This window comes from Pseudomonadales bacterium (assembly GCA_024234435.1).
In the GTDB taxonomy this organism is placed as follows: Bacteria; Pseudomonadota; Gammaproteobacteria; order Pseudomonadales; family Porticoccaceae; genus JACKOF01.
In genome coordinates this window covers 1,468,841-1,481,359 of sequence record JACKOF010000001.1, presented here as the reverse complement: position 1 = coordinate 1,481,359, position 12,519 = coordinate 1,468,841, and the positions used below count along the sequence as shown (strand labels likewise).

Sequence of the window (12,519 nt, the reverse complement as noted above, 5' to 3'; positions counted from 1 at the left end):
AAGATGGATAACGATAAGTTAAAACAAATACTGGAAGGAGCGCTTCTCGCGGCAGGCAGGCCCCTGGATATCGGGCGTATGGAGATGCTGTTCGACCTTGGTGAGGCGCCCCCACGCGACCAGATCCGGGCTGTGCTTGAAGAGATAGAAGACGGCTGTAAGGGCAGAGGTTTTGAGCTTTCCAAAACCGGTAGTGGCTACCGCTTTCAGGTGCGTCAGGAGTTATCCGACTGGGTTAATCGGCTGTGGGAAGAGAAACCACAGAAATACTCTCGTGCCCTGCTGGAAACACTGGCCCTGATTGCTTACCGGCAGCCCATTACCCGGGGTGATATTGAAGAAATCCGAGGTGTTTCTGTCAGCTCTCAAATTATCAAAACGCTGCAGGAAAGAGAGTGGGTGAGAGTGGTGGGGCACCGGGACGTTCCCGGTCGTCCAGCCCTCTATGCGACAACACGTCAGTTTCTGGATTATTTCGATCTGCAAAGCCTGAATGATCTGCCGCCGCTGAGTGAAATCAAGGATATTGACGAGATTAACCCTGATATGTCGCTGCCCCTTGATGGTGGTATTGATGATCGGGTTGAGGGCGATAGTACTGCTGTGTCGTCAGGTGAGTCCGAACCAGAACTACCCGAGTCAGAGCGATCAGAGCCGGAAGATAGCTCACTCGTAGAAGAATTGCGGAGGTCGCAATTGGCCAATCTTGGTGAGACGGCTGATGACCACATTGAAGAGCGATCAGTTAATGAGTGATCACCCCGATAATTTGAATCAAACCGAAAAGCTGCAAAAAGTCATTGCGGCGGCGGGTTACGGCTCACGGCGTGAGATAGAACGCTGGATCGCTGATGGGCGCATCAGGGTGAATGGCAAAATTGCCACACTCGGAGATCGGGTTGGTGAGCAGGATGCCATTGAGGTGGATGGTCGTCGACTCCAGGGAGCTTCGACCAGACGGGATATCCGTGTGCTGCTTTACAACAAGCCGGAAGGCGAGATTTGCTCCCGCTCAGATCCTGAGGGGCGGCCAACGGTTTTTGATCATCTTCCCGCTATCAAGGGTGAGCGTTGGGTTGCGGTTGGCCGCCTGGATATCAATACCAGTGGGTTGCTGTTGTTTACCAACAACGGTGAGTTGGCAAATAAACTGATGCATCCCTCAAGTGGCATTGACCGGGAGTACTCGGTGCGTGTTTATGGTGAGGTTGATGATGACATGTTGCAGAGACTTCGTGACGGTGTATTGCTCGAGGATGGGGTGGCGAAGTTTTCCGATATTGTCCCGGGTCAGAAAAAAGGCGCAAACCGCTGGTATACCGTCGCCTTAATGGAAGGTCGCAACCGTGAAGTACGCCGCCTCTGGGAATCCCAGGCTGTCGAAGTTAACAGGTTAAAGCGGGTTAGGTTTGGCCCGATTTTTCTGCCTTCCTATACCCGGCCGGGGCAGTGGCTTGAGCTGGAGCATCAGGCTATTGCGGATCTGTGTGACCAAGCCGGTTTGCCGGCACCTAAAAAGCGCCCCATATTACCCGCTGAAAAACGCCAGCGTGAGCGTCGTGAAAATAAGCTGCGTTCCCGAGGGCGTCGTCAATAACCTTTTGATTCAAAACAGGCACTCAAACTCAATTATTGGGCGTCGAGAGACTGGCCGGTAAGTCCCTCGCTGTCCTTGCCCATCAAGTACAAGTAGGTTGGCATGATTTCACTGGCATGCTTGAGCGTGCTAGGGTCTTCTGCGGGATAGGCTTTTGCCCGCATTTGGGTTCTTGTGGCGCCCGGGTTTATGCAATTTACACGAATCTTTGATGTGCCCTCCAATTCACCTGACAGCACCTGACATAAGCCCTCGGTTGCGAATTTTGAAACGGCGTAGGCTCCCCAGAAGGGTCGGCCGGTTCGACCAACACTGGAGGAGGTGAAAATGATGGCTGCGCTATCTGATTTTTCCATTAGCGGCAGCAGTGCCTTGGTCATCAGGAACTGTGCGGTAACATTCACGTTTATTACTTTTTGCCAGTTTTCCAGCTTGTAGTTGGCAATGGGCGTGCGTTGTCCCAGTTCGCCAGCGTTGTGTAGTAGCCCATCCAGCCGGGTAAACGCCTTGGATAGGTTGTCATGCATGGCCTGATAGTCTTCTTCGGTAGCACCGTCCAGGCAGATAGGGTAGATAGCAGGTTGAGCGCCGCCAGCAGCCTCAATCTGATCGTAAACCTGTTCCAGCTTTTGCACGGTGCGACCGATCAGAATGACGGTAGCGCCGTGAGCCGCAAAAGCAAGGGCCGCTGCTTTACCTATGCCATCTCCGGCCCCGGTGACAGCAATGACTTTGCCTTTCAGTAAATCTTTCGGTGCGTGATAGTTGCGGTGATCCATACAAGTCTTCCAAAAAGTCAGCGATAGAGTGTGTGAGTTTCAGAGTAAACAGGAGTATCAAAAAATAATGTCATTTATTTCTGAAGCATGCGCTACCTGATAATGCGCTCCCCAGCTATCCGGTTGATCTTCATGAGACAGGTAGCCGTAGAGGGCGGCAATGGTTGTGGTGCCCGCATTCAGGCCTGCCTGAATGTCACGGAGGTGGTCGCCTACGTAAATGCAGTTTTCCGGTTTTGCTTTCAGTTCCGAACAGGCCAGTAGAATGGGTTCGGGGTCCGGCTTGGTACGGGAGACATGATCCGGGCAGATCACGGTTTCGGGAGGTGGTGTCAGGGGTAATCGCTTTAATATTTCCAGCGTATAGAGTTCCGGTTTGTTGGTAACGATTCCCCAGGGAATCGCATTTTCCGCCAGTCTTGTTAGCACCTCATTCATACCGGGAAACAGACAAGTCTGATCCGCTAGAGTATCCAGATAATAAGTCAGTAATTCCTGACGCAGAGGCTCGAACTCGGTATGTTCTCTGGGTAGCTTGAAGGCAAACTCAATGATTCCGGCCGACCCATTGCTGACTAGCTGGCGGACATTCGTTAATTGCAGCGGCTGTTTGTTTCTGGCGACCAGCAGGCGATTAAGCGCAGTGGCGAAGTCCGGTGCAGTGTCCAGCAGTGTGCCATCAAGGTCAAATAAAACGGCTTGTAACTCGCTCATCTTTAATCTGCCGTTAGTCATACCGGTTTGCGTGCGTAAACCATGTAGTTAACATCAATATCTGACTTGTTGAGTCTGTATTGCCGGGTCAATGGATTGTATGTCATGCCGGTTATGGCCTGTTGCTCAAGACCGCTATTGCGGATCCAGTTGCCCAACTCGGAAGGGCGAATAAATTTTTCGTATTCATGTGTGCCTCGAGGCAACATATTCAGTACGTATTCTGCGCCAATGATGGCCAGCAAGTAGGATTTCGGGTTGCGGTTAAGAGTAGAAAAAAATACATGACCACCAGGCTTCACCAGTGTGGCGCAGGCATTGATAACAGAGCTGGGATCCGGCACATGTTCAAGCATCTCCATACAGGTCACGATGTCAAAAGTCTCGGTTTGTTCGGCCGCCAGTTGCTCGGCCGTACAGCGCCTGTAGGTGACTTCAATGCCGGTTTCAAGGCTGTGAAGCTGTGCGACCGAAAGTGGAGCCTCGCCCATATCAATGCCAGTGACAACAGCGCCACGATGTGCCAGTGATTCGGTTAAAATGCCGCCTCCGCAACCGATATCCAATACCTTGCAGTCTGCTACCGGGGCGAGTTTATCAATCCAGTTGGCACGCAATGGGTTGATTTCATGCAGAGGCTTGAATTCACTTTCCGGGTCCCACCAGCGACTGGCAAGGGCCTCGAATTTAGCGACTTCGCTGCGATCGACATTTGCAGTATTATTTTCAGACATATTGGGCTCAGTAGTATCTCAGGCAGCGCTGCTTATTTTTTGCTGCCATTGTTTGGTTTTGATGGTAATTTCCTGTTGGTGCAGTGTTTGTAACTGCCCGTTTTTCAGCAAGGGTTTTCCTTCGACCCATACATGACGGACATGTTGCGCCTGCTCTGTATAAACCAGTTGCGAGAGTGGATTATACAGCGGCTGATTGGGGATTGCTGATAGGTCTACTGCAATCAGGTCGGCCAATTTGCCCACTCCAATGGAGCCAATCCGGTCCGACAGTCCCAGCGCTTTGGCGCCATTGATCGTCGCCATTGCCAGTGCCTGATGGGCTGTAATTGCCGTTGCATCCCCGGCGACAGCCTTCCCCAGTAGTGCCGCGAGCCGTATTTCCGGGAAAAGGCTCAGTGAGTTGTTGCTGGCGGCACTGTCTGTTCCCAGGGCGACATTAATACCATTCGCCATCAGTTTGCTGACGGGGCAAAAGCCGCTGGCCAGTTTCAGATTGGAAGAAGGGCAGTGAATCACCTGCACGTTATAGTGACTCAGCGTCTCAATATCATCATCATTCACCTGAGTCATATGCACACACTGTGTCAGCGGCGACAGAAAGCCAAGTTCTTTGAGGTTCTGTAGTGGTCTTTTACCTGTTGCGTGTAAACACTGCTGTACTTCCAGGGCGGTTTCGTGAAGATGAATTTGAACACAGGTATCGAGCTCTTCGGACCACATGGCAATTTTCTTCAGCACTGAATCATCAACGGTGTAGGGCGCATGAGGTCCGAAGGCAATATTGATCCGGCTGTGATCCTTGTATGCATCTCTGAGTGCAAGCCCTTTATGAAGATACTCGTCTGCATTTCTGGCCCAGGCCGTGGGAAAGTTGATGATCGGGAAGGCTACCTGAGCGCGCAGTCCCGACCTCGAAGACACCTCAGCGACCTGATCCGGGAAAAAATACATATCCGAGAAACAGGTGGTTCCGCTCGCGATCATTTCTGCTATTGCCAGTTCGGTGCCGTCCCGAACAAAATTTTCACTGACCCATCTCGATTCAGTCGGCCAGATATGATCTTCCAGCCAGGATTGAAGTGGCTGGTCGTCGGCAAAGCCTCGGAGTAATGACATGGCGGCGTGACCATGTGTGTTGACCAACCCAGGAGTGAGAACCTGGCCAGGGAGTTTCACATGTTGTTCGGGCACGTATTTGCGAAGTGCTTCAGAATCGGGCAGCAGGGCAACGATTGATCCTTCGTGAACAACCACAGAACATTCCTCAAGGACCTTGCCAGCGGGCTCCACCGGAATAATCCACTGTGGGCTAATCATTAAATCAACAGGCTGCGGCACCAGCTCTACTCCATTTTTGCAAAGGCATCAGTATACCCGACAGGGAGGGCGTGTTTATATCGTTAAAAGGCCGTTTTTAAGGCTAAAATAGGCCGTCCAGTTAAAGTATCTATGTTACAATCCGGCGCTTGTGTTTGTGCTGACAATATGGTCGTGGCTGCGTATAAGTTCGCTAGCGAGTAAAGGGCTTGTCAGTTCGGCAAAACAGTATTTTGGGATAATCAAGAGGTTCTTAAAACGACCTCGATTTAAGGGGAAGCCGCATTACTATGGGTGAGATCGCAAGAGAAGTATTACCCGTCAATATCGAAGACGAACTACGCCAGTCCTATCTCGATTATGCGATGAGTGTCATTGTCGGAAGGGCACTACCGGATGTGCGTGATGGTTTGAAGCCTGTGCATCGGCGGGTACTGTTTGCCATGAGCGTTCTCAATAACGACTGGAACAAGCCTTATAAAAAATCGGCACGCGTGGTGGGTGATGTCATTGGTAAATATCATCCGCATGGTGATTCGGCGGTATATGACACTATTGTTAGAATGGCGCAGCCGTTCTCTCTGCGTTACATGCTGGTAGACGGGCAGGGCAACTTTGGTTCGGTTGATGGCGATTCTGCAGCGGCCATGCGTTATACCGAAATTCGCATGAAAAAGATCTCCCATTCACTGCTGGCAGATCTTGATAAGGAAACGGTTGACTTCGTTCCGAATTATGATGGTACAGAGCAGATTCCCGAAGTTTTGCCTACCCGTGTGCCCAACTTGCTGGTTAACGGGTCTTCCGGTATTGCGGTGGGGATGGCAACCAACATTCCACCGCACAACCTGACAGAAGTGGTCAGTGGCTGCCTGGCGCTGATCGACAACGAAGACATAACCATCGATGAGTTGATGGAATTTATTCCCGGTCCCGACTTTCCGACAGCGGCGATTATCAATGGCAAGGCGGGTATTTTGCAGGCCTATCGTACCGGCCGGGGACGAATATATGTCCGCGCCAAGGCGGATGTGGAAGTTAATGAAAAAACCGGCCGCGAAACAATTATCATCACTGAAATTCCCTACCAGCTTAACAAAGCGAGGCTGATTGAGCGTATAGCAGAACTGGTCAAAGAGAAAAAAATTGAAGGTATTTCCGAGCTGCGTGATGAGTCCGACAAAGACGGGTTGCGGATTGTTATTGAGCTCAAGCGTGGCGAGGTGGGCGAAGTCCTGCTCAACAACCTTTACGCGCAAACACAGCTACAGAATGTTTTTGGTATTAATATTGTCGCTCTGGTAGATGGTCAGCCGCGCACTCTTAACCTCAAGGAAATGTTGCAGGCCTTTGTACGCCACCGCCGTGAAGTGGTCACTCGCCGCACAGTTTATCTGTTGCGCAAGGCCCGCGAGCGTGGTCATGTGCTTGAGGGGCTGGCTGTTGCCATTGCCAATATTGATCAGGTAATCGAACTGATCAAGGCTTCGCCAACGCCTGCAGAGGCAAAAGAACGCCTGATTAAGGAAGGTTGGGCTGCCAGCAGTATTACCCAGTTTCTTGATCGGGCAGGCAGTGATGCCTGCCGACCTGAGGGGCTGGAACCTCACTTTGGGATGCGAGATGGCAAATACTATCTGTCGCCGGCTCAGGCCCAGGCAATTCTCGAGTTGCGTCTGCATCGACTGACAGGAATGGAGCATGACAAGCTGCTGGCCGAGTATCAGGAGAAACTGCTTGAAATCTCCGAATATCTGGAAATTCTGGGTGATGCCAGTCGTTTGATGAGTGTTATCAGGGAAGAGCTGGCAGCTATCGTCGAAGAGTTTGGCGATGAGAGACGCACGCAGATAGTTGAATCCCAGCATGACTTGACAATTGAAGACCTGATTACGGAAGAAGACCGGGTGGTGACGATTTCTCATGGTGGGTATGCGAAAACCCAACCGCTGTCGGACTACCAGGCTCAACGGCGCGGTGGTATGGGTAAATCGGCCACCTCAGTGAAAGACGAAGATTTTGTTGAGCACTTACTGGTTGCCAGCACGCACGCCACGATTTTGTGTTTTACCAATATGGGTAAGGTTTACTGGCTGAAGGTCTATCAGATACCCGTTGCCGGTCGCAATTCCCGCGGTCGCCCCATGGTGAATTTGTTGCCACTGGAGGAAGGCGAGCGGGTCAGTTCTATTTTGCCAGTGGATAAATATGATGCGGATAAGTTTGTCCTGATGGCCACCGCGAATGGCACGGTCAAGAAAACCGCACTTGAACAGTATTCACGGCCGCGCAGTGTTGGTCTTCGCGCTGTTGATCTGGTTGATGGTGATCAATTGGTTGGTACGGCCATCACTGATGGCGGTTGTGACATTATGCTGCTCAGTAGCGAGGGCAAGGCAGTGCGCTTTGCCGAATCGGATGTGCGTGCGATGGGGCGTGTTTCAAAAGGTGTGCGAGGTATGCGCCTGCCTGTCGGCCACCGGGTTATTTCCATGATCATTCCGGCGGAAAATGGCTACGCATTGACGGTTAGCGAAAATGGTTATGGCAAGCGTACCGCGTTAACCGAATACCCGACCAAGGGCCGTGGCGGCAAGGGCATGATCGCTATCCAGGCCAGTGAAAGGAATGGCTCGCTGGTGGGGGCCACCCAATTGTTTGAAGGCGATGAGGTGATGCTGATCTCGGATCAGGGCACCATGGTGCGGACCCGGGGCGACGAAATATCACTGCTTGGTCGTAACACTCAGGGCGTTCGGGTGATCCGCCTGAAAGAGGATGAAACCTTGGTTGGGCTGGCCAGAGTTGCCGAGCAGGAAGCTGCAGAACCGGGTGAGCAAGCCGATGACGAAGTCTCAACTGACTAACTCTTGACAGGTAAAATATGGCAGATAACCGAGAACTCGGCCAACTTAGAGAAAAAATCGATAATATCGATGAGCAACTGCTCAACCTGATCAGTGATCGTGCCAGATGTGCACAGCAGGTTGCCGAGGTTAAAAAAAGTAGCGGGGATACCACCTACTACAGGCCTGAGCGCGAGGCCCAGGTGTTGCGCCATATCATGGAGCAGAATAAGGGTCCGCTGGGCAACGAAGAAATGGCACGATTATTTCGGGAGATCATGTCTGCCTGTCTGGCGCTTGAAGAGCCGGTAAAAGTAGCCTACCTGGGGCCTGAAGGCACCTTTACCCAGGAGGCGGCATTGAAACATTTTGGCCACTCTGCTGTTACAGTGCCTATGAATGCTATTGACGAGGTATTTCGTGAAGTTGCAGCGGGTGCTGCAAATTACGGGGTGGTACCGATAGAAAACTCGACAGAGGGTGTAGTGAATCACACTCTGGATAATTTTCAGGAATCCTCGTTAAAAATCTGTGGTGAAGTTGAGCTGCGTATTCACCATCACCTTATGATTGGTGCGAATACCAAAAAGGACCACATTACCCGGGTGTATTCTCATGCGCAGTCACTGGCTCAGTGCCGCAAGTGGCTGGACTCCCACTATTCAAATGTAGAGCGTGTGGCTGTGAGCAGCAATGCCGAAGCTGCGCGCAGGGTGAAAGGGGAATGGAATTCAGCAGCCATTGCCGGTGACATGGCTGCTGAACTTTATGACCTGGAAAAGCTGGCCAGCAGGATTGAAGACCGGCCGGATAATTCCACCCGCTTTCTGATTATAGGTAATCAGGACACACCTCCCAGTGGCAAGGATAAGAGCTCGATTGTGGTATCCATGCGAAATGAACCGGGAGCGTTACACGAATTGCTGGAACCCTTTCATCGAGCTCAGATCGATTTGACGCGTGTTGAAACCCGTCCCTCCCGAATGGGAAAGTGGTCTTATGTTTTCTTTATTGATTTTGAGGGCCATAGCGAAGATGAGAAAATCGCTTCATTACTCAAAGAGTTGCGCCCCAAGGTGGCGGAATTGAAATTGCTGGGCTCTTACCCGAAAGCAGTCCTTTAAATTTTTAGCTGAGAGACTCCATGTCGACAGAAACCTCCGCGCAGGTAACGGCTCTGGCCAAGCCTGGCGTTCAAAAATTGCACCCCTATCAGGCAGGCAAGCCCATTGAAGAGCTCGAAAGAGAGCTTGGTATCAAGGGAGCTGTAAAGCTGGCAAGCAATGAAAACCCGCTGGGAATAAGCCCTGTTGCACGGCAGGCAGTAGAGAAAGAGCTGGTTAATGGCGCACGCTACCCTGATGGTAATGGCTATTATTTAAAACGTCGTCTGGCCGAAAAGCTGTTGGTAAGTGAGGCTCAACTAACACTCGGAAATGGCTCCAACGATATCCTTGAGCTGGTTGCACGTGCCTTTCTGACACCGGAGCACAACGCTGTTATCTCACAGCATGCTTTTATTGTTTACAAACTGGCAGTGACTGAGCAGCAGTCCGAGCTGCGAGAGGTTCCAGCGGTAGACTGGGGACATGATCTGTTGGCCATGGCTACTGCTGTTGACGAAAATACCCGGGTTATGTATATCGCTAACCCCAACAATCCGACGGGAACCTGGTCTGGATTGGCTGAAATTGAACAATTGCTTGATACCGTACCGGATACCGTAATTGTGGTGGTGGACGAGGCCTATTTTGAATATGTTGACAAAATGGATTACCAGTCGGCCCTGACGTTACTGCCCGATCATCCGAATCTGATTGTGACCCGTACCTTTTCCAAAGCTTATGGCCTGGCGGCGCTGCGTGCAGGTTACGCGGTTTCACACCCCGCGGTGGCCAATCTTCTGAACCGTTTGCGGCAGCCCTTTAACGTAAATAGCCTGGCGCTGGCAGCGGCAGAAGCGGTTCTGGACGATGAGCAATATCTGAAAAAAAGTGTTGAAGTCAATCATCAGGGTTACGCGCAGTTGTCTGCCGGTTTTGATGGTTTGGGCTTGCACTATATTCCTTCAGCAGGCAATTTTATTGCAGTAGAAATTGAAAACGCTGCAGAGGTGTACCAATTGCTACTTAAAGAGGGCGTTATTGTCAGACCTGTTGATATTTATGGTATGCCGGGTCATTTGCGGATTTCCATAGGCCTTTTTGAAGAAAACCGACGTTGCCTGGACGCCATGGCGCGCGTGTTGTCCAGGGGAGGGCAGCACTAATGGGGCGGCAGTTGGACAATATACCGCCGGGCAAGGATTCAGTGGTTGTTAATAAACTGCTGGTGATAGGTATTGGGCTGATTGCGGGTAGCATGGCAAGGGCTGCCAGAGAGCGGGGGCTGTGCACTCAGGTGCTCGGTGTTTCTCGTCGTCGCCAGACGCTGGATAAAGCATTGGCAGCAGGTGTTGTCGATGTGGTGTTTGAGGACCTCGGCGAAGCGGTTGCCGAGCTTGGAGCCGGAGATATGGTTGTTATCGGCGTGCCGCCCTTAACCGTACCGGCTATTGTCAGACAGTTGCAGCCATTGCTCGACCCCGCTGTCACCATTACCGATGTTGCCAGTGTGAAAGGTGATGTCGTGAAGGCCGTTGTAGATGTCTACGGTGAAATTCCGGCCCAGTTTGTTCCCGGTCATCCTATTGCTGGCTCTGAAAAAAGTGGTGTTGATGCCGTTAATCCCAATCTGTTTGAAGATCATCGGATTATCCTGACTCCCCTTGCGGAAACGGGCAAAGAACATCTCCAGGTTGTTGAAAATTTCTGGCTCGGACTGGGGGCATCCATCACAAAGATGTCTGTTGAAGAGCATGATGAAGTGCTGGCCGCGACCAGTCATTTGCCACACCTGCTGGCATTTTCTCTGGTAGACACCCTGGCTTCAATGAAAGAGAATCGCGAAATTTTTCGTTACGCAGCAGGTGGATTCAGGGATTTCACCCGGATTGCCGCCAGCGACCCGGTAATGTGGCACGATATCGTAATGGCCAATAGTAGTGCGCTGCTGAAGGTTATGGAAAGTTTGTCCGGCAGTATGGAAGCGCTTCAGAGCGCGATTAAAAACGGGGACAGCGATTACATTATGGGTGTCTTTACCCGGGCAAGTGAAGCGCGTAAACACTTCTCCGTAATGCTCGAAAATAAAAGTTATCTGGAAACTGAAACTGGCAAAATGACTGATTATTGTGTATCCCCTGGCGGCAGTGTAAACGGCAGCATTCGTGTTCCCGGAGATAAATCCATTTCGCATCGTTCGATAATGCTTGGTTCTCTGGCAAAGGGTGTGACCGAGGTCAATGGTTTTCTGGAAGGTGAGGATAGTCTGGCAACCTTGCAGGCATTCCGTGACATGGGCGTTGTGATAGAGGGCCCGCTTGATGGCAGGGTGGTGATTCACGGGGTCGGCCTGAACGGGTTGCAGGCACCGGCTAATCCTCTTTATCTCGGCAATTCGGGCACATCCATGCGACTGCTCAGTGGCCTGATGGCTGGGCAAAAATTTGATGTAGAACTGACAGGTGATGAATCATTGTCTGGTCGGCCTATGGCGCGCGTTGCCAGCCCTCTGCGTGAGATGGGTGCCGTTATCGAAACGCAGGAAGGCGGCAGGCCCCCGCTCAGGATCAAAGGTGGGCAAGTATTAAAAGGGATTGATTACCACCTCCCCATGGCCAGTGCTCAGGTGAAGTCCTGTGTTTTACTTGCCGGATTGTATGCAGAAGGCACTACCCGTACCACAGAGCCTGCTCCGACACGCGATCATACTGAGCGAATGCTTGCTGGATTCGGTTATCAGGTAGAGCGCGAAGGTGCGTCAGCCAGTCTCTGTGGCGGCGGTGAAATGATGGCAACCAAGATAGATGTGCCCGCTGATATTTCTTCCGCGACCTTTTTTATGGTTGCCGCAGCAATTGCACCGGATTCTGATATCACGTTGACGCACGTGGGTATTAATCCGACCCGCATCGGGGTGATCAACATTCTGCAAATGATGGGGGCCGATATTCAGCTTCATCATATTCGTGAAGTAGGTGGCGAGCCAGTAGCGGACATTCGAGTACGTTATGCACCATTGCATGGTATTGATATACCCGAAGATCAGGTGCCATTGGCGATCGACGAATTTCCCGCCCTGTTTATTGCAGCGGCTTGCGCCGAAGGGCGCACGGTTTTGACGGGTGCCGAGGAGCTGCGGGTTAAAGAAAGTGACCGTATTCAGGCAATGGCTGACGGCCTGACGATTCTGGGTGTTCACGCCGAGCCGACAGCGGATGGCATTGTTATTGATGGCGGACCGCTGGGCGGCGGCAGTGTTGAAAGCTGTGATGACCACCGCATCGCCATGTCCTTTGCCATAGCTGGCCTGAGGGCTGAGGGGCCAATCAGAATCAGAAATTGTCACAATGTGGCAACATCATTTCCCGGATTTGTTGAGCTTGCTCGAAAAGCGGGTTTGCGGTTGCACGAGGAACAAGGCTGATG

10 protein-coding genes are annotated in these 12,519 nt (G+C 51.7%); 6 read left to right on the top strand and 4 right to left on the bottom strand.

The genetic code is table 11. From position 1 onward, the window contains the following. The first annotated feature begins 3 nt into the window (after positions 1–3). Together scpB and H7A02_06890 are read left to right on the top strand one after the other, a co-directional pair. Positions 4–756 (top strand): SMC-Scp complex subunit ScpB, encoded by a 753-nt coding sequence (scpB, locus tag H7A02_06895; GenBank protein MCP5171970.1) that lies wholly within the window; start codon positions 4–6, stop codon positions 754–756. After that, positions 749–1,597 (top strand): pseudouridine synthase, encoded by an 849-nt coding sequence (locus H7A02_06890; GenBank protein MCP5171969.1) that lies wholly within the window; start codon positions 749–751, stop codon positions 1,595–1,597. The genes scpB and H7A02_06890 overlap by 8 nt, the downstream gene beginning before the upstream one ends. A 32-nt stretch (positions 1,598–1,629) precedes the next feature. Here the strand turns inward: H7A02_06890 and H7A02_06885 are convergent, their stop codons facing one another. Genes H7A02_06885 through H7A02_06870 form a run of 4 tightly spaced genes read right to left on the bottom strand, consistent with a single transcriptional unit; the run spans position 1,630 to position 5,165 of the window. Next, the gene (locus H7A02_06885) at positions 1,630–2,376 is read right to left on the bottom strand and encodes a YciK family oxidoreductase (GenBank protein ID MCP5171968.1); all 747 of its coding nucleotides are present in this window, start codon (positions 2,374–2,376) and stop codon (positions 1,630–1,632) included. Positions 2,377–2,433: 57 nt separating this feature from the next. Further along, on the bottom strand, positions 2,434–3,090 hold the full coding sequence (locus H7A02_06880; protein ID MCP5171967.1) for an HAD-IA family hydrolase: 657 nt from the start codon (positions 3,088–3,090) through the stop codon (positions 2,434–2,436). Between the two features lie 17 nt (positions 3,091–3,107). Continuing rightward, entirely contained in the window at positions 3,108–3,824 is a 717-nt protein-coding gene (gene ubiG / locus H7A02_06875; GenBank protein ID MCP5171966.1) for a bifunctional 2-polyprenyl-6-hydroxyphenol methylase/3-demethylubiquinol 3-O-methyltransferase UbiG, read from the bottom strand. Between the two features lie 18 nt (positions 3,825–3,842). Next, positions 3,843–5,165, bottom strand: a complete 1,323-nt coding sequence (locus tag H7A02_06870) for a TRZ/ATZ family hydrolase (protein MCP5171965.1) — start codon at positions 5,163–5,165, stop codon at positions 3,843–3,845. 269 nt (positions 5,166–5,434) lie between these two features. Here H7A02_06870 and gyrA point away from each other — a divergent pair, with 269 nt between their 5' ends. From gyrA to H7A02_06850, 4 genes are read left to right on the top strand one after another with little or no spacing between them, the layout of a single operon-like run. Next, positions 5,435–8,011 (top strand): DNA gyrase subunit A, encoded by a 2,577-nt coding sequence (gene gyrA, locus H7A02_06865; GenBank protein ID MCP5171964.1) that lies wholly within the window; start codon positions 5,435–5,437, stop codon positions 8,009–8,011. 17 nt (positions 8,012–8,028) lie between these two features. Next, positions 8,029–9,114: a prephenate dehydratase gene (gene pheA, locus H7A02_06860; GenBank protein ID MCP5171963.1), complete on the top strand. Its 1,086-nt coding sequence runs from the start codon at positions 8,029–8,031 to the stop codon at positions 9,112–9,114. Between the two features lie 20 nt (positions 9,115–9,134). Next, positions 9,135–10,259: a histidinol-phosphate transaminase gene (locus H7A02_06855; protein MCP5171962.1), complete on the top strand. Its 1,125-nt coding sequence runs from the start codon at positions 9,135–9,137 to the stop codon at positions 10,257–10,259. After that, positions 10,259–12,517, top strand: a complete 2,259-nt coding sequence (locus tag H7A02_06850) for a bifunctional prephenate dehydrogenase/3-phosphoshikimate 1-carboxyvinyltransferase (GenBank protein ID MCP5171961.1) — start codon at positions 10,259–10,261, stop codon at positions 12,515–12,517. Before H7A02_06855 ends, H7A02_06850 begins: the two co-directional genes overlap by 1 nt. Positions 12,518–12,519 lie beyond the last annotated feature (2 nt).

Coding starts and splice junctions, on each gene's coding strand:
- scpB (MCP5171970.1), top strand. CDS start 4: ATGGATAACGATAAGTTAAAACAAATACTGGAAGGAGCGCTTCTCGCG.
- H7A02_06890 (MCP5171969.1), top strand. CDS start 749: ATGAGTGATCACCCCGATAATTTGAATCAAACCGAAAAGCTGCAAAAA.
- H7A02_06885 (MCP5171968.1), bottom strand. CDS start 2,376: ATGGATCACCGCAACTATCACGCACCGAAAGATTTACTGAAAGGCAAA.
- H7A02_06880 (MCP5171967.1), bottom strand. CDS start 3,090: ATGAGCGAGTTACAAGCCGTTTTATTTGACCTTGATGGCACACTGCTG.
- ubiG (MCP5171966.1), bottom strand. CDS start 3,824: ATGTCTGAAAATAATACTGCAAATGTCGATCGCAGCGAAGTCGCTAAA.
- gyrA (MCP5171964.1), top strand. CDS start 5,435: ATGGGTGAGATCGCAAGAGAAGTATTACCCGTCAATATCGAAGACGAA.
- pheA (MCP5171963.1), top strand. CDS start 8,029: ATGGCAGATAACCGAGAACTCGGCCAACTTAGAGAAAAAATCGATAAT.
- H7A02_06855 (MCP5171962.1), top strand. CDS start 9,135: ATGTCGACAGAAACCTCCGCGCAGGTAACGGCTCTGGCCAAGCCTGGC.
- H7A02_06850 (MCP5171961.1), top strand. CDS start 10,259: ATGGGGCGGCAGTTGGACAATATACCGCCGGGCAAGGATTCAGTGGTT.